The 22,303-nt window shown below is 35.2% G+C and carries 14 protein-coding genes and 4 pseudogenes; all 18 read left to right on the top strand.

Going from position 1 to position 22,303, the window contains the following annotated elements:
• Positions 1-14 precede the first annotated feature (14 nt).
• Positions 15-1,103, top strand: coding sequence for an ABC transporter ATP-binding protein (locus tag CXM95_RS14155; RefSeq protein ID WP_005228533.1), 1,089 nt, complete (start codon positions 15-17; stop codon positions 1,101-1,103).
• Positions 1,104-1,115: 12 nt separating this feature from the next.
• Positions 1,116-1,925 carry an ABC transporter permease gene (locus tag CXM95_RS14150; RefSeq protein WP_005234157.1) on the top strand — a complete coding sequence of 270 codons (810 nt, stop codon included), beginning with the start codon at positions 1,116-1,118 and terminating at the stop codon, positions 1,923-1,925.
• A complete protein-coding gene (locus CXM95_RS14145) occupies positions 1,922-2,758 on the top strand; it encodes an ABC transporter permease (protein ID WP_087664696.1) in 837 nt (278 codons plus the stop codon). Before CXM95_RS14150 ends, CXM95_RS14145 begins: the two co-directional genes overlap by 4 nt.
• Positions 2,755-3,828, top strand: a complete 1,074-nt coding sequence (locus CXM95_RS14140) for an ABC transporter substrate-binding protein (protein ID WP_101699299.1) — start codon at positions 2,755-2,757, stop codon at positions 3,826-3,828. Before CXM95_RS14145 ends, CXM95_RS14140 begins: the two co-directional genes overlap by 4 nt.
• Positions 3,829-4,258: 430 nt before the next feature.
• Complete coding sequence (locus CXM95_RS14135) at positions 4,259-5,218, top strand: AAA family ATPase (RefSeq protein ID WP_101699298.1); 960 nt, start codon at positions 4,259-4,261, stop codon at positions 5,216-5,218.
• Positions 5,219-5,221: 3 nt separating this feature from the next.
• Positions 5,222-7,717, top strand: a complete 2,496-nt coding sequence (locus CXM95_RS14130; RefSeq protein ID WP_233499058.1) for a S8 family peptidase — start codon at positions 5,222-5,224, stop codon at positions 7,715-7,717.
• 108 nt (positions 7,718-7,825) lie between these two features.
• Positions 7,826-10,420 (top strand): LPXTG cell wall anchor domain-containing protein, encoded by a 2,595-nt coding sequence (locus tag CXM95_RS14125; RefSeq protein ID WP_101699297.1) that lies wholly within the window; start codon positions 7,826-7,828, stop codon positions 10,418-10,420.
• 140 nt (positions 10,421-10,560) lie between these two features.
• Positions 10,561-10,875 (top strand): YdcP family protein, encoded by a 315-nt coding sequence (locus CXM95_RS14120; RefSeq protein WP_010818500.1) that lies wholly within the window; start codon positions 10,561-10,563, stop codon positions 10,873-10,875.
• Positions 10,876-10,883: 8 nt separating this feature from the next.
• Positions 10,884-11,252 carry a YdcP family protein gene (locus CXM95_RS14115; RefSeq protein WP_442778493.1) on the top strand — a complete coding sequence of 123 codons (369 nt, stop codon included), beginning with the start codon at positions 10,884-10,886 and terminating at the stop codon, positions 11,250-11,252.
• 13 nt (positions 11,253-11,265) lie between these two features.
• Positions 11,266-12,048, top strand: a pseudogene (locus CXM95_RS14110) (Mom family adenine methylcarbamoylation protein).
• A 45-nt stretch (positions 12,049-12,093) separates the two neighbouring features.
• Positions 12,094-13,457, top strand: a pseudogene (locus CXM95_RS14105) (FtsK/SpoIIIE domain-containing protein).
• Positions 13,458-13,633: 176 nt separating this feature from the next.
• Positions 13,634-14,833 carry a MobT family relaxase gene (gene mobT, locus CXM95_RS14100; protein ID WP_199559951.1) on the top strand — a complete coding sequence of 400 codons (1,200 nt, stop codon included), beginning with the start codon at positions 13,634-13,636 and terminating at the stop codon, positions 14,831-14,833.
• 287 nt (positions 14,834-15,120) lie between these two features.
• Positions 15,121-15,342: a hypothetical protein gene (locus CXM95_RS14090; RefSeq protein WP_010709716.1), complete on the top strand. Its 222-nt coding sequence runs from the start codon at positions 15,121-15,123 to the stop codon at positions 15,340-15,342.
• A gap of 14 nt (positions 15,343-15,356) precedes the next feature.
• Complete coding sequence (locus CXM95_RS14085) at positions 15,357-15,857, top strand: antirestriction protein ArdA (RefSeq protein ID WP_101699294.1); 501 nt, start codon at positions 15,357-15,359, stop codon at positions 15,855-15,857.
• A gap of 104 nt (positions 15,858-15,961) precedes the next feature.
• Positions 15,962-17,689, top strand: a complete 1,728-nt coding sequence (locus CXM95_RS14080) for a DUF262 domain-containing protein (protein ID WP_158297432.1) — start codon at positions 15,962-15,964, stop codon at positions 17,687-17,689.
• Positions 17,690-17,774: 85 nt separating this feature from the next.
• On the top strand, positions 17,775-18,170 hold the full coding sequence (locus CXM95_RS14075) for a conjugal transfer protein (protein ID WP_101699598.1): 396 nt from the start codon (positions 17,775-17,777) through the stop codon (positions 18,168-18,170).
• Positions 18,154-20,603, top strand: a pseudogene (locus CXM95_RS14070) (ATP-binding protein). Before CXM95_RS14075 ends, CXM95_RS14070 begins: the two are co-directional and overlap by 17 nt.
• Positions 20,603-21,986, top strand: a pseudogene (locus tag CXM95_RS14065) (CD3337/EF1877 family mobilome membrane protein); the annotation flags it as partial. The pseudogenes CXM95_RS14070 and CXM95_RS14065, both read left to right, overlap by 1 nt.
• Positions 21,987-22,303 lie beyond the last annotated feature (317 nt).

The raw sequence follows: 22,303 nt of genomic DNA, 5'->3' as shown, positions 1-22,303 counted from the left end.
CAGGAGGAAAGAGTGTGGGAAAAACAATAATTTCATTCAACAATGTGGTGAAGCGATTTGATGATGATGAAACAGTTTTGAAAAAAGTGAGTTTTGATATTGAAGAAGGTCGCTTTTATACATTGTTAGGTCCTTCAGGTTGTGGAAAAACAACCATCTTACGCATCATTGCGGGTTTTTCGGACGCAACAGAAGGCGACGTTTATTTTGATGGACAAAGAATCAATGACGTTCCTGCCAATCAACGGCAAGTGAATACTGTCTTTCAAGATTACGCCTTATTCCCACATATGAACGTTTTTGAAAATGTGGCATTTGGTCTGCGAATCAAAAAATTACCAAAAGATGAAGTGAATAAAAAAGTCTTAGAAGCGTTGCGGCTAGTGCAGCTTCCTGGTTATGAGAATCGTGAAATCAGCGAAATGTCTGGAGGACAACGCCAACGGGTCGCAATCGCACGAGCGATCGTCAATGAACCCAAAGTATTGCTTCTTGATGAACCATTGTCCGCATTGGATTTGAAATTGCGAACTGACATGCAATACGAACTGCGGGAATTGCAGCAGCGACTAGGCATCACCTTTATTTTTGTCACCCATGACCAAGAAGAAGCGTTGGCGATGAGTGATGAGATTTTCGTTATGAACAAAGGGAAGATCGTCCAAAGCGGCACACCGGTGGATATCTACGATGAACCAATCAACCATTTTGTGGCGGATTTTGTCGGTGAAAGCAACATCGTCACAGGTACGATGATCGAAGACAACTTAGTGGAATTTGTCGGCAAGCAATTTGAATGTGTCGATGGCGGGATGCGGCCGAATGAAGCCGTTGAGATCGTGATCCGTCCAGAAGATTTGAATTTGACGACGGCGGAAAAAGGCAAGCTGGTCGTTGAAGTAGACACGCAATTGTTCCGAGGCGTGCATTACGAGATCATTTGTTACGACGAACAAGGCAACGAGTGGATGGTTCACTCTACAAGAAAAGCCACTGAAGGAAGCAAGATCGGTCTTTCCTTTGAACCAGAAGACATCCACGTCATGCGTTTCAATGAGTCCGAAGAAGATTTTGATGCTCGTTTAGAGAGCTACGAAGATTAGGAGGGAAAGCTAATGACGAAAATGCGTCGTTTTTATGCGATACCCTATGTCTTTTGGTTATTGCTATTTGTTATTGCACCAGTCTTATTGATCATCTACCAATCTTTTTTTGATATGAACGGCAACTTTTCGCTGGTCAATTATCAAAGCTACTTAGGTTCGGGAAAATATTTGATCATGACCTTAAACTCGGTTTGGTATGCCTTTTTGATCACCTTGATTACCTTAGTGATCAGCTACCCGACAGCGTATTTCTTAACTAAGCTGCGCCACAAAGATTTGTGGCTGCTGTTGATCATCTTACCAACGTGGGTCAACTTATTGTTAAAAGCCTATGCGTTTATTGGGATTTTCGGCATTCATGGCAGTGTCAACAACTTCCTAGAAATCATGGGGGTTGGACCAAAGCAGATTTTGTTTACTGACTTCAGCTTTTTGACGGTTGCCGTCTATATCGAACTGCCCTTTATGATCATGCCGATTTTTAATGCCTTAGAAGAAATGAATCCCTCTTTGATCAGTGCCAGTCGCGATCTAGGGGCAAACAGCTATGATACTTTCCGACGAGTGATTTTCCCTCTTTCGTTAAACGGGGTAAAAAGCGGCGTCCAAGCCGTCTTCATTCCATCGCTCTCCCTCTTCATGTTGACCCGTTTGATTGGGGGCAATCGCGTGATCACGCTTGGTACGGCGATCGAGCAGCACTTTCTCGTTACCCAAAATTGGGGCATGGGTTCGACCATCGGCGTCATTTTGATCATCGCCATGTTCCTCGTGATGTTGTTTACGGGAGAAAAGAAAAAAGGAGGGCAACGTAAATGAAAAAATTTCGCTGGTCGAATCTTTATCTGATCGTCGTCTTTATTCTTTTGTACGTGCCGATCTTTTATTTGATTTTCTATTCCTTCAATGAAGGAGGCACCATGAATGCTTTTACGGGTTTCACTTTTGAACATTACCAATCCGTCTTTCAAGATACCCGCTTGATGATCATCGTGTTGAACACCTTTATGCTGGCATTTTTATCAGCATTACTGGCAACGATCATTGGCACATTTGGTGCGATGGGCATCTACTATACCCGCAAGCGCCGAACGAGAACGGCCTTGTTGAGTTTGAATAATATTTTGCTGGTTTCACCAGATGTCATCATTGGCGCCAGTTTCTTGATTTTCTTTACGATGATCGGCAACTTGTTCCGTGGGTTTAGCTTAGGCTTTTTCAGCGTGTTGCTTTCGCATATCGCCTTTAGTATCCCGATCGTGGTATTGATGGTCTTGCCGAAATTGCAAGAGATGAACGATTCAATGATCGATGCTGCCCGTGATTTAGGCGCGAATAATTTTCAAGTCATCAAAAATATCATTTTGCCTTTCTTGACACCGGGCATCATCGCCGGCTATTTCATGGCCTTTACTTATTCACTTGATGATTTTGCCGTGACATTCTTTGTGACGGGCAATGGCTTTAGTACCTTATCAGTAGAGATCTATTCTAGAGCACGTCAAGGAATCAGTTTAGAAATCAATGCATTAAGCACACTTGTCTTCTTATTCTCCATGATTCTGGTGGTAGGCTATTACTTTATCAGTAAAGAAAACGGCTCGAAGAAATTACGTAAAAACCGCCGTGTGGAGGTGGCAAATCTGCGATGAAACGACTACAATCTCTGATTATCGGTATTGTTGCGATCGTCCTGATCTTGCTCTTTGGTGTCCGTGAATTGGAACGCACCTCTGGTATGGCAGGTGCTGAGGTCGTCAACATCTACAACTGGGGCGACTACATCGACCCTGATTTGATCAGTAAGTTTGAAGAAGAGACTGGCTACAAAGTCAATTATGAAACCTTTGACTCAAATGAAGCGATGTTCACGAAGATCCAACAAGGCGGTACGTCCTATGACATCGCCATACCGAGTGAATACATGATTGAGAAAATGATGGAACAAAATCTTTTAAAACCATTGGATCACAGCAAAATCAAAGGGCTAGACAATATCGACCCTCGCTTTTTAGACCTGAGTTTTGATCCGGGCAATCAATATTCGATCCCTTATTTCTGGGGAACACTGGGGATCGTCTATAACGATAAATTCTTTGATGAAGGTGAGATCACCCAATGGGACGATCTTTGGAAACCCGAATTAGCAAACAGCATCATGCTGATCGATGGCGCGCGTGAAGTAATGGGATTAGGTTTGGACAGCTTAGGCTATTCTCTAAACAGCAAAGACGATGATCAGCTGCAAGAGGCATTCAATAAGCTGCGGACCATGACCCCAAACATCAAAGCCATCGTCGCAGATGAAATCAAGATGTACATGGCCAATGAAGAAGCATCGGTTGCGGTCACATTTTCTGGGGAAGCAGCCGACATGATGTACGAAAACGAACACATTCATTATGTGATCCCTTCGGAAGGCTCCAACCTGTGGTTTGATAATATGGTCATTCCTAAGACCTCACAAAACGAAGCCGGTGCTTACGCCTTCTTGAACTTTATGCTAGAACCCGAGAATGCTGCACAAAACGCAGAATACATCGGCTATTCCACACCTAACCAAGAAGCCATGGCCTTACTGCCAGACGAGATCACCGAAGACGAACAATTCTACCCATCCGATGAATTGATGGAACACCTCGAAGTCTATGAAAACTTAGGTGCTGAGTATCTTGGCATCTATAATGATTTGTTCTTGGAATTGAAGATGTATCGCCGATGATTGGAAAACTCAGTGAAAACGCGTTAAATCAACAAAAATTCAGGAGAATAAGCCATCGTTTTTACTGCCAGTTTTCCAAAATTCTACCAAAAGCGACGAAATTGTCGCTTTTTTGGTGTTTTCTACCAGAGAATTCTACCAGAGATTTTTGGCTAGAAAGCTTGATGTATGTAGGGTTGAGCACATACATTTTTTAAAGAGAAAAATCATCATTTAAAAAGTATTATTAAAAATTATTTTTTTTAGCTAGGAATGGGAGATAAAAACATCTACTGGAAAAAGACTGATTGTAAGCTAGAGTATATTCTATGATTAATCAGAATTATTTAATTCAAGTTTATAGATAAAATGTATAGATTGACTTTATGTTTTATGGAGAATACAATTAAAATAAGGCTTATTATAAGTACGACACGTGGGAGGTGTTTTTATGGCTACTGCAGACCAAATAAAAAGTTTAATAAAAGCTCATCTAGATGGAAATGATGAAAAATTTAAAACGGTTGTATTACAAATAGCTGCATATGAAGCAAAGAAAAACCATGTGAATCTTGCTCAAGATCTAAAAAAGTTAATTGATAAACCACGTATTTCTAGAGCTAGTATTATACCAATAACTCAAAGTAATCCCATGTTACAAATGTCCTTACCAAATCAAAAGCTACATGACTTAATTGTTTCTGATGAAATTCATGAAAGAATCCTGAGAATTCTATCTGAGTATAAAAATAGTAATAAGTTAAAGCAATTTGGAATGGACAATCGTAGAAAAATATTAATTGAGGGTCCTCCTGGAACAGGTAAGACGTTCACTGCATCTGTTATTGCATCTGAATTAAATCTTCCGTTATACTCTGTTCAAATTGATAAATTAGTTACAAAGTTCATGGGTGAAACGAGTACTAAATTACGCCAGATATTTGAATCGGTTGAGAATAATATTGGAGTTTATTTCTTTGACGAATTTGATGCAATTGGATCGGATAGAAGCCTTGATAATGAAGTTGGTGAAATGAGGAGAATATTGAACTCTTTTCTACAATTTATTGAACAAGATTCTTCTGACAGCATTATTATTGCTGCAACTAATAATCATCATTTATTAGACCAAGCTTTATTTAGAAGATTTGATGATGTGCTACATTATAAAACTCCTTCTGAAGGTGAAATAAGGAAAATATATGAGTATAAATTATCTGTTTTTCAAAAAGGATTTAAACCATCAGATGAATTAATAACTAAGTCTCTTTCATTAAGTCAAGCAGAATTAATCCGTGTTTGTGAAGATGCTATTAAAAGTTCCATTTTAAACGATAATATAATCACTCAATCTGAATTGCTCAATTTAATTAAAGAACGAATAGTTATTTATTCTGACAAGGAGGCGTAATTTTTGACTGTTGATAAACGAAATATTTTTTTACGTAATACTGAAACATCTTTAGGTTATTCAGGGCGCTCTATGCCAATCCAGCCCAACTATCCAGTAAGAAAAGATGTTAATGCACATGCAAACTTTATACAAAGTAAACTAAATGATAGTTATGAACGATCAAAAACTCAGAAGCAAGCTGCTGCAATAAGATATAAAAATGGCGTATATCTGGAATTTTCAGGTTCTCTTGGTCATGAAATGTCCGTAAAGAGTCTTGAAGATCGAAGACAAGGTATACGTCTTTTAAACGTGAAAGAAAATATGGGAACAAAACAGGTTAAAGCCACCGTTTATATACCTGATGGAAAAGAGGCACATTTTTTAAATAAAGTTAAGGCATATGCCACTGAAGTATCTAAGGAGAGTGGAAATCCAAAAAACAATGATTTAATTAGCAGCATTGAAGATATTTCTTTAGCCATGCTTGACTCATTTTGGACTGGAAAAATAGAGGATATGCCTGGTGACGAAGCAAGATGGTGTGAAGTGTGGATTAGATATGATGTTAAAAAGTCGAAAAATTCTCAAATAACGTCAAATGAAAATCAAGCGATGAACAGTTTGATTCAATGCTGTGAGACATTAAAAATTGAAGTTGATGAGCAAATTTTAACTTTCCCAGAACGAATTGTAAAACTGATTTTTGCTAAAAAATCACAATTAACAAATTTAATTAATATTTGCGAATATATAGCAGAATTTCGTAGGGCTCCTGAACAAACAAGTTTTTTTTATGATTTATCAGGATCAGATCAACAAGAGTGGGTTGATGAATTATTAACACGAACAGATTTTACAGATCAAAATATAACAGTTTGCTTACTAGACACAGGTCTAAATTCAGAGCATCCACTTTTATTTCCGGCAATTGTCGATTCTGCTTCAATTCAGGCTGTCAATAGTGCTTGGAACTCTGATGACCACGATGGTCATGGAACAGAAATGGCTGGGGTCGCTTTGTACTATAACCTTAAGGAAAAAATGAGTGATAGTCATCAAGTTACAATTAATCATAAAATAGAATCAGTAAAAATTTTACCTCCTAGAGGAGAAAATTCTCCAGAATTATATGGGGCTATTACTGAACAGGCTGTTTTTCTTTCAGAAATCACAAATCCTAAGGCAGTCAGAACATTATGCATGGCTGTAACAGCACCCAATTATAATACTGATGATGGTAGTCCTACATCTTGGTCAGCTGCTATTGATAGTATAACATCTGGAGTGAATGGAGATGGAGAGAAACGTTTATTCTTCATTAGTGGTGGAAATGTACATCCGATAGAATTAAATAGCTCGCCATATCCAGATGTCAACATTCTTCATAGCATAGAAAATCCAGGTCAATCATGGAATGCTATCACTGTAGGTGCATATTCTAATGACGTTAGAATATCTTCTTCTGACTATAATGGCTGTAAAGCAATTGCAGATGTGGGAGAATTATCCCCATATAGTTCTACATCTAAATTATGGAATGATAAGTGGCCAATCAAACCAGAGATATTATTAGACGGTGGAAATATGGTAACTAATGGAGATGATTTTTCAGAGTGCGAAGATTTATCACTTTTGACGACTAGTAAAGATTTTCTGACTAAACCGTTAACTACTACCTGGGGAACAAGTTCAGCTACTGCACAAGCTTCATGGATGGCAAGTCAAATTCATAATGAGTATCCTGATATTTGGCCAGAAACTACTCGGGCCTTACTAGTACATTCTGCAAATTGGACTAATAAAATGATTAATCAATTCCGAACTGATGATAGAAAGACAGTTGGAATAAAGCAGTTGTTACGTACATGTGGATATGGAATTCCTAATTTAGAAAAAGCAATTGAATGTGCTAATAATTCCGTAAATCTTGTCATTCAATCTGAATTACAGCCATTTAAGTCTGGAAAAATGAATGATATGCATATTCATAAAATCCCTTGGCCTAAAGATGTTCTTCAATCATTAGGCGAAATCGATGCTAAGCTTAAAGTGACATTATCATACTTTATCGAACCTGGACCAGGTGAGATTGGCTGGAAAGATAAATATCGTTATCCATCTTGTGGATTAAGATTTGATGTTATCAATAGTGATGAAACATTAGAAGATTTCAAAAAAAGAGTGAATGTTAAAATGCGTGGAGATGATAGAAAAGATAGTGGTGATGGTACTAAAAGAAATTGGTATTTGGGACCTGGAAATAGAGATGTCGGATCAATTCATTCAGATTTTTGTGAAGATATGGCGATAAATTTTTGTGATACTAATTATGTGGCTGTATATCCTGTAATTGGATGGTGGAGAGAGCGTGGCTATTTAGGAAAGTCCAATGAAAAAATAAGGTATTCACTTATAGTCTCAATAGAGACACCTGAGATAGATACTGATCTTTATACACCAATCGTAACACAAATAGAAATTGAGCAATCTGTTGAAGTATCTATTGAGACTTAATTTATATAGATACAATATTATTCTTTAAATAAAAAGTAGGTGTATCTTAGTGAGCGCCTATTTTTTTGTTTAAAAATAAAATTTTTAATAAAATAAAGGAGACAAAAAATGAATAAACAAAGAACCAAAGCGATTAAGCTGTCTAGTTTACTAACAGTCCTAATCGCTTTTTTTATTTCCCCTATTACCACATTCGCAGCTACTGTCAATTATGAAAAAGTTGCGAACTATATTTCTACTTGGCATGTTAAGTCATTAGGTGGCTTACACTGGACTGATGACGGCATTCATATGATTAAAGCAGATAATCAACCTGCATTTTGCATTGAACATGGAACACTTCTTACTGGTGGTTCTGGATTCACCCCATCAGAACTAACTATCGCAGAAAAGGAACGACTTTCATTAATCTCGTACTATGGTTACCAAATAAACCCCACTATTGATAATTATGGGATTACTCAAAACTTAGTTTGGCTTGAATTTGGTGATGAATTGCTAACCACAAATATACCCAATTTTGAGAATCGAAAAAATGAAATATTATATCAAGTCAAAAATCATAACATTAAACCAACTTTTAATAACCAAACCATCAATCTAAAAGTTGATGAGTCTGTTACTTTAGAAGATAAAAACAATGTCTTATCCAAATATGTTAAGCAACTTAATAATTCCGCTAACCTTAAAATTGAGAAGAATGGTAATAAATTAACATTGACTGCTACCAAAGATTCTAAGGAATCTGGAAACATTAAATATAGTATTGCTGATTCCAATTCAGTGGGTCAAAGCTTTGTTTATGCAAAGCCTAATGAACAAAAAGTTGCTACCTTTAAACTCTCCAATGCGGGTGAATTCAATCTAAATGTCAAAGTCAAACTGAATGGCAATATCAAAGTAAAGAAAATCGATAAAGATACTGGAAAACCTCTACCAAATGCTAAATTGAAATTTGAGTACAATAATCAAACTAAAGAGGTTATTACAGATTCCAATGGACTCGCTCAAATAAATGATATTACCCAAGGTACAACCGTCATGATTAGTGAAGTGACTGCACCAGATGGTTTCTTCAATCAAGGCGAACTAAAAAAAGTGGTGGTGGAACCAAACAAAACGATTGAAGTTACTTTAGATAATAAACCTCAAAAAGGACAATTATCTCTAATAAAAAAAGGAAAAGTACCTGTAGGAATTGAAAAGAAAGAAGCAGAATACGGTGATTTATATGAATTCAAATTTGATTATCAACCTCTTGCAGGTGTAACCTACGATATTCAAGCGACGGAAGACATCAAAGTAGGCAGCACTACTCATGCTAAGAAAGGAGACACGGTTGCTACTGTTGTAACTGGTGATGATGGAGAATTAATTGACATGCCTCTTCTCTACCATGGTAAATACCAAGCTATTGAAAAATCTGCACCAGATGGATTCATTATTGATTCCACTCCGATTCCTTTTGAATTCACTTATCAAGGGCAAACAATTGAATTGGTCTCTGAATCCTTATCCGCTACCAATGAATTTCAAAAAATAAAATTAACCCTTCACAAATCTGAAGAGATCATCAAAGATTGGAAAGAAAACCTCCCTATTCTTGATGTCCAAGAAGCAAATGATAAAGTATTTGGTTTGTACACCGACCAATCCATGGCGTTTGCTGATCAAGAACTACCTCAAGACTCTTTAATTAATTATGGAACGGTCAAAGAAGGTCTTTTAACGCTGGATGAGCTTCAGTATCCAGAAGGCAACTATTACTTTAAAGAACTAGATTCAGGTACTAATCACGACTTAAATCCAAATAAGCACCCTTTTAGTTTTAAAGCTGAAGACAATGATCCTCTGAAAGAAATTACGATCTACGAGTCCCCAACTGAAGAAGGTTCAGCTATTCCCATTTTAAACAAACTACATTTTAATGAATTCCGTATCAAAAAAATCAATGAACAAGCGACATTTAAAAATAAAAACGGTTATGAATTTAATTATGACGGTCTAGGAACAGGTGCTAAATTTACACTTGAAGATGAAGATGGAAAAGTTTTACAAACCGTTTCTATCGACAAAGAATCCATAGGTACTTTTTCAAACATTCCTGTAGGGACGTTCTATCTGAAAGAAAAGTTCCCTTCTTCCGACCATTACCTCCCTGTTGATTCAATTATTCAAATAACTTCTACTAAAGAAGGCATTAAAGCAACCGATACTGACGGAAAAACTATAGGAGAACAGCTTTCTGAAAATGAAGAAATCCCTATTCTATTAGAAATCAAAAATGACTTAATAAAAGGAAGTGCTGAATTAACGAAGAAAGATGTTTCTACTGGTGAAATTCTTCCGAACACAAATATTAGAATTCTTGATGAAAATAAAAACTGTATTATTGAAGGGAAAACCGATGAAAAAGGAATCTTCACCTTTAAAGAGTTACCAAAAGGAATCTATTATTTCCAAGAATTTGGTGCGCCACAAGGCTACCAATTAGATGAAACACCAATAAAATTTGAAATCAAAGAACATGGAAAAGTGGTGAAATGTGAAATGACAAATAAAAGAACAGAAACAAATCCATTACCACAAACAGGAGAATCACGTAGTCCTCTTCTACTTGGCATTGGGATTGCCTTGTCTCTGAGCGCATTAGCTTTTATTGGCGCAAAGAAAGTAAAAAAATCAAAAGAAACTAACGACTAAACACAAGAATCTACTTTCTAAAAGATTCTTGTGTTTTTTATATCTTCTAGGAGGCTAAGTATGAATCTTATCCGCTCACCAACAACAGACTATTAAAACCAAACGAATTTAAATCAACTAAAAGAAAGAGGTAACTAAAAATGGAATTAAAACACATTATCCCAAACATGGAAAAAACATTTGGTCAGCTAGAATATGCTGGTGAAGGAACAGTCGAACAAAGACGAATCAATGGAAAACCGACTGTACTCTCTCGCAGTTATAATCTTTACTCAACGATTCAACGTGCAGATGATATTGAAGTCATTTTACCTGCTGATGCTGGTGAAAAGCATTTTGAAGTAGACGATAAAGTGAAGCTTGTGAATCCAAAAATCACAGCTGAAGGATACAAAATTGGAACGAGAGGATTCACAAATTACATCATGCACGCAGATGATATTGTGAAATTATAGGAGGAAAAATTATGAGATTAGCTGAAGGAATTGTCATTGAAAAAGAAGAAACATTTGGTAAATTAAAATTTTCGGCATTGCGTCGAGAAGTTCGTATCCAAAATGAAGACGGAACTGCTTCAAACGATATCAAAGAGCGCACTTACGATTTAAAATCAACCGGTCAAGGTCGTATGATTCAAGTAAGTATCCCTGCTTCTGTTCCACTAAAAGAATTTGAGTACAACGCAGAAGTGGAATTAATGAATCCAATTGCAGATACAGTCGCTAATGCCACTTACCAAGGCGCAGATGTAGACTGGTATATTAAAGCCGATAATATTAAACTAAAGGAAAAAGTGCAAATGTCAAAAAAAGAACCTACTAACGGGAAATAAGAAGTATGATTAGATGATTTCTAAATCGCTCGTGATAGAACCTATTCCTAGAGAACAGGCAATATCTTTTATTCGGAACTACCACTATTCAAAAGTGATTCCTAGATTGTGCAAATACTTTCTAGGAATCTATTGTGAAAAGGAATTGTTAGGTGTAATAGAGCTTGGTTGGGGAACTCAGCCACTACAAACGATTCGAAAACTTTTTCCTAAACAGAATTTAGTTACAAAGGATTATTTAGAAATTGGGAAAATGTGCTTTCTCCCCAAAATGAATCAAACGAACTACTTTGGCAGTCTAGCTCTTTCCACTCTTGTTAAGTGGCTTAAAGAGAATACAGCCTGCCTCTTTTTATATACGTTAGCTGATGGGATTGAAGGAAAATGTGGCTATGTTTATCAAGCTGCTAATTTTTATTATGGCGGTTACTTCAAGACAAGTGTTTATCGTCATAGTATAACTTCCGAAAAAATCCATCCTCGAAGTGCACGAATTTTGTTGGAAGAAAACGCTCAGTTTGATGGTGTATTTAAAAGAAATTGGTTAACTCACGATTTTTGTGAATATAAAGGCATTGAAAAGATTAATGGCCGTATGTTTCGTTATCTTTATCCTTTAACATAGGATGCTGAAAAACTCTTGAAATGCTCACCAAAATATATGAGAGGTAATTACCCAAAAGAAAATGAACTTCGATTTGAAAAGCGAATTGCTTATCGAAAATACGAAAGCCTTCCCCAACCATCCTTTGATAAAAATTGTCATGCATATACCTCACAAAAATTTACTCTTTAATGAAGGGAGACTCTCAAAATGAACTGAACTTATCGTGGAAAACGAATTAGAGCGAATGATAAAAATCTCCTTTATCATTTCACTCTCGCTACACTACTACCTCTTTTCCTTTCTATTCTTTTGTTGTTCTACCATAAACAACTTATTCAAATGAACTGGAAAAATATAAAGCTTATAGATGCAAACATCCAATTAAATATACCCTATTTAATGAGCAGTCTCTTCACTGCTCTTTTTGTTTGCCTTTTAGCAACTTATCTTTACTATCACTACCGAATTGACCATATTAAACAATTTCAGCACCGTCAAAAATTAGCACGAATGATTCTAGAAAATGGCTGGTATGAATCCGAACAAGTACAAGCAGACAGCTTTTTTAAAGACTTAGGTAGTAGTAAAGCGAAAGAAAAACTCCGTTATTTTCCTAAGGTTTATTATCGGTTAAAAGATGGATTAATTCATATTCACGTAGAAATCACAATGGGCAAATACCAAGATCAGCTTTTAAGATTGGAAAAAAAATTAGAAACAGGACTATATTGTGAACTTACGGATAAAATTCTTAAAGACTCTTATGTGGAATACATTCTTCTTTACGATACGATTAACAGTCGGATTACAATTGATGATGTTCAAGCTCAAAATGGACAACTTAAATTAATGGATAACCTTTGGTGGTCTTATGATTCCCTACCTCATATGTTAATTGCTGGCGGAACCGGAGGAGGAAAAACTTATTTCATCCTAACGATTATTGAAGCCCTTCTTCAAACCAATGCGACTATTTATGTGCTTGATCCAAAGAATGCTGACTTGGCTGACTTAGAAACGGTTATGCCAAATGTCTATTATAAGAAAGAAGACATGATCGACTGCCTAAACCAATTTTATGATGAAATGATGCTACGAAATGAAAACATGAAATTAATGGATGGATATAAAACAGGCAAAAACTACGCCTATTTAAATTTACCTGCTCACTTTTTAGTTTTCGATGAGTATACTTCTTTCATGGAAATGATTGGACGTGACAGTATCGAAGTGATGAGTAAATTGAAACAAATCGTAATGTTAGGACGGCAATCTGGTTTTTTCTTGATTTTGGCTTGCCAAAGACCTGATGCAAAATATTTAGGGGATGGCATACGTGATAACTTTAATTTCAGAGTAACTTTAGGCAGAATGTCAGAACTTGGCTATAACATGATGTTCGGCGAGAATGATAAAGACTTTTTCTTAAAAACTATCAAAGGTCGTGGCTATGTAGATGTTGGAGCAAGTGTCATTAGTGAGTTTTATACCCCTCTTGTTCCAAAAGAGCACGATTTTTAGAAGCTATTCAAGAGCTCAATCAACACAAGCAGGCTGTGGCTGCATCGTGCGAAGCGAAAGATGCAGATACAGACTAGCTTGTTGTTGGTGTGGCGCAAGCCACACCAACAGATTCAGCCCCCTATACCTAACAGGGGGGCACAAAAGCAACTGGAAACAGTTCCTAAAATATCCTAAAGCCCTTACTCACAAGGCTTTTGAAAATACTATGCAGATGTAAACTAAGCACTAAAAGTTTACATCTGTATTTTTTATTGGAGGTTTGCCATTGAACACAAATGAAACTTGGAGAAAAGAACTAAAAAATAAACGATTAACTTATGGTCTCTCACAAAACAAGCTCGCTCTAGCCTCTGGCATTACTCGTTCCTATATAAGTGAGATTGAAACTGGAAAAGCAATACCTACACTTAAGCTAAAAGAAACTCTAAATCGTGCTTTAGAACGTTTTAATCCAGATAATCCTTTAGAGATGCTTTTCGATTATGTCCGAATTCGATTTCCCACCGACAAGGTGGATCATGTAATTGAACATATTTTACGAATCAACATAGATTATATGCTTCATGAAGATTTTGCTTTTTACGGCTATCAAGAACATTTTCGTTTTGGTGATATTGTCGTCATGATTTCTTATGATATTACGAAAGGTACACTACTTGAACTCAAAGGAAAAGGTTGCCGTCAATTCGAAAGCTTTTTGTTGGCTCAACATCGTAGCTGGTTTGATTTTTTTCGGACTTGCTTAGAAGAAAAAGCAGTTTTCAAACGACTGGATTTAGCAATTAATGACAAAGTTGGCATCTTAGATATTCCAGAACTCACCAAAAAATGTAAACAAGAAGAATGTATTTCAGTTTTTCGTAGCTTTAAAAATTATCGTTCTGGAGAATTGGTTCATCGTGATGAAAAAGCAGATATGGGAAACACCTTATATATAGGCTCACTGAAAAGTGAAGTCTATTTTTGTATCTACGAAAAAGACTATGAACAATATGTCAAAAATGATGTCCCTATTGAAGTAGCAGATATCAAAAATCGTTTTGAAATTCGTTTAAAAAATGATAGAGCCATACATGCCGTTCAGTATTTACTAGCTTTTAACAATGCTGAGAAAACAGCCTTCGATATCATTAACCGCTATTTACGCTTTGTAGATAAAGACGAAACAAAGCGGCGAACAGATTGGGAAACCAATGAACGTTGGGAATGGTTTATAGGAAAAGATCGTAGAGAGCTAAGATTAACAACAGAACCTGAACCTTACTCGTTTGAACGAACGTTAAATTGGTTACGGCATCAAGTTGCCCCGACATTAAAAGTAGCAAAAATGTTGGATACCTTAAATAAAACGGATATTGTGGATGAACTCATTCGTGAAGCTCGCTTAAATGAGCGGCATGAAAAAATAGTAGAACAACAATCTTATAGTACGGAGGACGTCATTTTATGAATCGTCTAACGAAAGTATTAAAACTACTTGGATTTTTTTGTTTCAAAGAAAATGAACTATATATGTTAGATACAGGAAAATACAGTTCTTTAGTCATTGAAGGTTACAAGAAACCAAACGATATTTACTATCGATACACCTTTTACAAACAGACTTTTCATAAGTATCGCTCTAATAGTGTTACAACTTTATGGAAAACATTTAACGCCTGCTAAATTGCTAGAACGTGTGCGTATCTATTTATCGAACAGAACAAATTATTTAAATGGAAGGAGCAAAACATCATTATGAACTTTGGACAAAATTTATATACCTGGTTTCTATCCAATGCGCAATCGCTCGTTTTAATGGCCATTGTTGTGATTGGAATTTATTTAGGTTTTAAACGTGAATTTTCAAAACTCATTGGATTTTTAATCATTGCACTGATTGCAGTTGGATTGGTATTTAATGCCGGTGGTGTCAAAGATGTACTATTGAACATTTTTAATAAAATTATTGGTGCCTAGGAGGAATTCATACAATGGAAATGCAAGTTTATATAGCCAATCTTGGCAAATACAATGAGGGTGAGCTAGTCGGCGACTGGTTCACTCCCCCTATTGATTTTGATACTGTCAAAGAACGAATTGGATTAAATGATGAATATGAAGAATACGCCATCCACGATTATGAGCTTCCATTTGATGTTGGTGAATATACATCAATATCAGAAATCAATCGAAAATGCGCATTAATTGAAGAACTAGAAGGAACAGAATTTTATGACAACATCTCAGAATTTATGAATTACTGGTTTAATGATATTGAAGAATTAATAGAAAATAAAGATGATATCATTTGTTATCCGGATTGTGACAGTATGGAGGATGTAGCTCGTTACTATGTAGAAGAAACTGGAAGCCTTGGTGAGGTTCCAAGTAATTTACAAAACTACATTGATTACCAAGCTCTGGGACGAGATATGGAACTTGAAAGAAGTTTTTTAATAACGTCACATGGTGTTTTTGAACTGATTCAATAAAATGAAATCGAAAAAATTATAATTTGCAATATTAGTTTCCTAAGAATTTAAATAGTATTTTTGGTATAATGTAAGAGAAGTAATTGTAAATGAGGAGGGGCATTATGAATTTTGATCCAAAAGATATGGATGTAAAAACGTTATTTAAAACATATCCCACTTTTAATATTCCCATTTTTCAAAGAGATTATTCTTGGGATAAACCGTTCTATAGTAGATTTTTAGAGGATATTTTAAGTGGAATTTCTGTGAATGGTAGTGAACTCGAAAACAGTATATATTTTATTGGTACTATGGTATTCTCTGGGGGACAAAGAGAAAATAAAATTGATGTTGTTGATGGACAACAAAGATTGACTGTTATGACAATTTTGCTATCAGTGATTGCTGAAAAATTGGAAAAAGAAAAAGAAGAAGGATTAGCATCTGCAACTTTTAAATACATTAAAGATGTAGACGATAACAATGAACCCATCTGTCATTTAGTGAGCGCTACTTCCTTTCCTTATTTTGATTGTTTTATACAATCTAGAAATAAGGAAAATGCTCCTAATGTAAACACTGAAGAAGAAGAAAATATTAAGTTAACTTATGATTATTTTAGTTATGTTATTTCTGAAGAAAGAATAAAAAAGGATTTTCCAAAACTTAAATTAATAGAATACGTGAAAATATTAGTTGGAATTAGAGATCAAATGCTTTCTTCTATGCTTATTGCAATAGTTACTCCAGACAAAGACAGTGCTTATATGATTTTTGAAATACTCAATGCCAAAGGTAAAAATTTAGCTAGCATAGATTTAATAAAAAATGTAATTTTTGAAAAATTGCATGGAGATGAAAATGGATCAGTAGGTCTTGCAGAAAAATTATGGGAGGATACTAAGAATCAGCTACGTAATAGAGATAATTCAATAGGTTTAGCAACATTTTATAGACACTATTGGATATCTAAATATGCTAAAGTAACTAATGTTAAGCTATATGATTCTTTCAAGTTATCAATATCTCCTAAAAATGTAGATACTTATATGAATTTTATAAATGATCTTAATAGTGCGGCTAAAAAATATGTACAAATTTTAAGTCCGAGATTAGAAGATTATAAAAATAGAAAAGAGTATAAATGGCTTGTTCAAAGTTTGAATTCCTTTCAAAATAGTTTTGGTATAGTACAAACTAGAATTGCATTATTAGCATTGTTTGATATCAAAGAAAGTAATAAGATTTCAACTGCTAGCTTTAAAGATGCAGTTCAATTTATTGAGAACTTTACTTTTGCATATACAGCAATTGCAAAAAAACCTGCTAATATGTATGAGTCAAGATTTTCAAAATTAGCAATTGAATTAAGAAAAACTTCAAGTAAGGATCAGACAAATAAAATTCTTAAGGAATTTTTGTATGGCGTTTTCGAGGATAAATTGCCAAAATATGAAGAATTTGAAGAAAATTTCATACTTCTTACTTTCACAAAAGAAAGAGTTTCTAGTAATAATTTAACAAAATATGTCTTAAATAAAATAAGCCAACACATTTCGAGAAGAGATTTTTTTTGGGATGATTCTTCCATTGAACATATTATTAATGAAGATGCTAACATTCCAGAAACTTTATCTATAGGCAACTTAATTTGTCTAGAAGAAGTTTTAAATAATGAAGCTGATAATTTAAATTACACTGAAAAAATAGAAATTTATAATAATTCTAAGTACAAACAAGTGAAAGATTTCATCCAAAAGTATCCACAGTTTGATATAGATAAGTTAAAAGAACGTTCAAAACTTCTTGCACAATTTTATTATAAAGAGATCTTAAAAAAAAATATTTAGAAAATGGGCTATTCCTAAATAAGATGCATATTTGTCTTATTTAGAATGGCCCATTTTTTGGATACTTATTAAAGGATTTGATATATTGAAAAAAATAAAAAGCTACACTAGCATCTGGAATATCGAAAAAGTTATTTATGCAATCAATGACTTTCAACTCCCATTTCCTATTACATTCACCCAAATAACATGGTTCGTGGTATCTATTCTTTTTGTCATTCTATTTAGTCATATGCCACCTTTGTCCTTCATTGATGATGGGGCGTTTCTAAAATATCTAGGCTTACCTGTTGCCTTTACATGGTTTATGAGCCAAAAGACATTCGATGGAAAGAAACCTTATGGATTCTTAAAATCCATCCTAACCTATTTTTTACGCTCTAAACTAACATATGCCTACAAGCCCATAAAATTGAAATCTCAAAAACTAAATGAATCCATTACAATTGTAAGGAGTGAACTTTATGAAGTATCCGATTAAATATATTGAAAATAACCTGGTATTCAATCATGATGGGGAATGTTTTGCCTACTATGAATTGATACCTTATAATTACAGTTTCCTAAGTCCTGAAGAAAAGTTTCAAGTACACGATAGCTTCCGTCAATTGATTGCTCAAAATCGAGATGGAAAAATTCATGCCTTGCAGCTTAGTACCGAATCCAGTATTCGAGCCACACAGAAGCGATCTAAAAATGAAATCACTGGTAAATTAAAAGAAGTCGCAACTAAAAAAATAGACGAACAAACCGAAGCGTTAGTTGAAATGATTGGAGACAATCAAGTTGACTATCGTTTTTTTATTGGCTTTAAATTATCTCTCAATGATCAAGAAGTGACTGTTAAGAATATATCCAACGAGTTTTGGCTTTCTTTACAAGACTTTTTTCATGATGTAAATCATAAGCTTATGGGAGATTTTGTTTCTATGAGTAATGATGAAATTGATCGTTTTTCAAAAATGGAACACCTTCTTGAAAACAAAATTTCAAAACGCTTTAAGATTCGTCTCGCATCAAAAGATGATTTTGGCTATATCATTGAACACATTTATGGACAAACGGGAACGCCGTATGAAGAATACTCTTATCACCTACCAACTAAAAAACTAAAGAAAGAAACCTTGGTAAAGCGGTATGACCTTTTAAAACCAACCCGCTGCTTAATCGAAGAAAATCAACGCTACTTGAAAATTGAAAACGAAGATGAGACAACCTACGCTGCTTATTTTACAATCAATTCTGTTATTGGTGAATTATGTTTTCCAAACAGCGAAATCTTTTATTACCAGCAACAACAATTTTCCTTCCCTATTGACACTTCTATGAACGTAGAAATCGTCACCAATAAAAAGCTCTTTCTACTGTACGGAACAAAAAGAAAGAACTCAAAGATTTAGACAATCATGCGTTTGAAAGTAATAATGAGACGAGCTCAAACGTCGCAGATGCTTTAGATTCTGTAGATGAACTTGAAAGTACCTTAGATCAAACAAAAGAGTCTATGTACAAACTAAGCTATGTTGTCCGTGTCTCCGCAAGTAATCCAGATGAATTAAAACGTCGCTGCAATGAAGTCAAAGATTTCTATGATGATTTTAGTATCAAATTGGTTCGACCTTTTGGCGATATGATTGGGTTACATGGTGAATTTATTCCAGCTTCCAAACGGTATATAAACGACTATATCCAATATGTTACCTCTGATTTTCTTGCTGGATTAGGTTTTGGTGCGACTCAAATGCTAGGAGAAACAGAAGGTATCTATGTAGGATACAACTTAGATACCGGAAGAAACGTTTACCTGAAACCTAGTTTAGCCAGTCAAGGTGTAAAAGGCTCTGTTACGAATGCCTTGGCTTCAGCTTTCATTGGCTCTTTGGGTGGTGGGAAATCCTTTAGTAATAATATGCTTGTTTATTATGCTGTTTTATTTGGTGGGCAAGCTGTCATTGTTGATCCTAAAGCAGAACGAGGTAAATGGAAAGAAAAGTTACCAGATATTGCGCATGAGATTAATATTGTGAACCTGACAAGTGAAGAGACCAATAAAGGATTACTTGATCCGTATGTCATTTTAAAACGCCCTAAAGATAGTGAAAGCCTAGCGATAGATATTTTGACGTTTTTAACAGGAATATCTAGTCGGGATGGTGAAAAATTTCCAGTCTTACGAAAAGCGATTCGTCGTGTTACCAAAAGTAAAACGCGTGGACTCTTACTTGTTCTGGATGAGTTACGAAAAGAAGATACAGTTATCAGTAACCATATAGCCGATCACATTGAATCTTTTACCGACTATGATTTTGCCCACTTATTGTTTAGTGACGGAACTGTTGAACAGTCTATTAGTTTAGATAAGAAATTGAATATCATTCAAGTTGCCGATTTAGTTCTTCCAGATGCTGAAACTGGCTTTGAAGAATATACGACAATGGAATTACTAAGTGTTGCCATGCTAATTGTTATTAGTACCTTTGCTTTAGACTTTATTCACTCTGACCGCTCTATCTTTAAAATTGTTGACCTAGATGAAGCCTGGAGTTTTCTTCAAGTAGCACAAGGAAAGACCCTTTCAATGAAGCTAGTCCGTGCTGGACGAGCCATGAATGCAGGGGTCTATTTTGTTACGCAAAATGCGGATGACTTACTGGATGAAAAATTAAAAAATAATCTCGGTTTAAAATTTGCTTTTCGTTCTACAGATATTAATGAAATTAAAAAGACACTGGAATTCTTTGGTATTGATAAAGAAGATGAAGGCAATCAAAAACGATTAAGAGATTTAGAAAATGGTCAATGTCTCCTTTCAGATTTATATGGACGTGTAGGTGTGATTCAATTTCATCCCATTTTTGAAGAGTTGCTTCATGCTTTTGATACAAGACCGCCCGTGAGAAAAGAGGTGTCCTGATGAAACACAAATTGTCTTTAAAGAAAATTATTTTATCTCTACTTCTACTGGTTGGGATTGTTTTACTTTCGCTAATTTTTCTAGGAACCTTTGTAGAAGCTGCTGGACTAGTAGACGATACCATTAATTCCAGTAATGTGTATTCAAAATACCCGCTTGATAATTACCAACTAGATTTTTATGTCGATAATTCATGGGGCTGGTTACCTTGGAACTGGGGCGATGGGATTGGAAAACAAGTCACGTATGGTCTTTATGCCATTACTAATTTCATTTGGACTATTTCTCTTTACCTTTCGAATGCGACAGGTTACTTGATTCAAGAAGCCTACAAGTTAGATTTCATTTCTCAAACAACCGATGCAATTGGTCAAAACATGCAAACCATTGCAGGAATTACGAAGCATGGGTTTTCTAGTTCTGGATTCTATGTGGGCTTTCTATTGATTCTAGTTTTAATTTTGGGTATCTATGTCGCTTATACAGGACTATTAAAGCGCGAAACTACAAAAGCAGTTCAAGCCGTTGTCAACTTTTTCATCGTCTTTATTTTATCTGCTTCCTTTATCGCTTATGCACCCGATTACATTCAAAAGATTAATGAATTTTCTACTGATGTAAGCAAAGCCAGTTTGGATATTGGTACAAAGATTATTTTGCCTAATTCTGATTCTAAAGGAAAAGACAGTGTCGATTTAATACGAGATAGTTTATTCTCTATCCAAGTGCAACAGCCTTGGCTTCTTTTACAATACGATGATTCCGATATTGAATCGCTAGGAGAATCTCGTGTTGAAAAACTGCTTTCCGTTAGTCCAACACTTAATGACGGAAAAGATAGAGAAACGACTGTCAAAGATGAGATTGAGAATAAGAAAAACAACAATTTGAGTATTACCAAAGCCATTAATCGACTGGGGACGGTCTTCTTCTTATTTTTCTTTAACATCGGCATTTCTATTTTTATCTTTCTGCTAACAGGTATTATGATCTTTTCTCAAGTCCTCTTTATTGTCTACGCAATGTTTTTACCAATTAGTTTTCTACTAAGTATGATTCCTAGTTTTCAAAGTACTAGTAAAAGAGCTGTTATGAAACTCTTTAATGTCATCATGACCCGAGCTGGTATTACATTGATTATTACCGTTGCTTTTAGTATTTCTACGATGTTGTATTCATTGTCCGCAAGTTCACCCTTCTTTATGACGGCCTTCTTACAGATTGTGACGTTCGCTGGTATCTATTTAAAACTAGGTGACTTGATGAGTCTGTTTGCATTACAAAGCAGCGATTCTCAAGGTGTTGGAAAACAAATTTTCCGTAAACCTAAACGCTTAGTCAATCGCCAAACAAGAAAAATCCAACGGCAACTCAGTAAAAGTCTTACTTCAGAAAATTACCCTTCTAAAAAGAAAGCAGCAGCTAATAACAAATCCGTACCTCAAACTCACGACAGACAGAATAATGTTCCTTCACCTATTAAACCGAAGCAAACATTATCAGAACGACTTGGAAAAACAACAGGCAATGTGTTAGATATAAAACAACGAGCAAGTGATAAAACCAAACTACTAAAAGAGCAAACAAAAGATTTACCGACACAAGCTAAATATGCGATTCATAAAAAGAAAGTCAACTTAAAAGAAGGCATTCAAAACTTTTCTGATACAACTAAAAATACACCACAAAAAAATCAAGAC

It is taken from the genome of Enterococcus sp. CR-Ec1 (genome assembly GCF_002850555.1).
In the GTDB taxonomy this organism is placed as follows: domain Bacteria; phylum Bacillota; class Bacilli; order Lactobacillales; family Enterococcaceae; genus Enterococcus_D; species Enterococcus_D entomosocium.
The sequence above is the reverse complement of the archived record's forward strand: the minus strand, read 5'-3'. Positions and strand labels throughout refer to the sequence as shown.

Coding starts and splice junctions, on each gene's coding strand:
- CXM95_RS14150 (WP_005234157.1), top strand. CDS start 1,116: ATGACGAAAATGCGTCGTTTTTATGCGATACCCTATGTCTTTTGGTTA.
- CXM95_RS14145 (WP_087664696.1), top strand. CDS start 1,922: ATGAAAAAATTTCGCTGGTCGAATCTTTATCTGATCGTCGTCTTTATT.
- CXM95_RS14140 (WP_101699299.1), top strand. CDS start 2,755: ATGAAACGACTACAATCTCTGATTATCGGTATTGTTGCGATCGTCCTG.
- CXM95_RS14135 (WP_101699298.1), top strand. CDS start 4,259: ATGGCTACTGCAGACCAAATAAAAAGTTTAATAAAAGCTCATCTAGAT.
- CXM95_RS14125 (WP_101699297.1), top strand. CDS start 7,826: ATGAATAAACAAAGAACCAAAGCGATTAAGCTGTCTAGTTTACTAACA.
- CXM95_RS14120 (WP_010818500.1), top strand. CDS start 10,561: ATGGAATTAAAACACATTATCCCAAACATGGAAAAAACATTTGGTCAG.
- CXM95_RS14090 (WP_010709716.1), top strand. CDS start 15,121: ATGAACTTTGGACAAAATTTATATACCTGGTTTCTATCCAATGCGCAA.
- CXM95_RS14085 (WP_101699294.1), top strand. CDS start 15,357: ATGGAAATGCAAGTTTATATAGCCAATCTTGGCAAATACAATGAGGGT.
- CXM95_RS14080 (WP_158297432.1), top strand. CDS start 15,962: ATGAATTTTGATCCAAAAGATATGGATGTAAAAACGTTATTTAAAACA.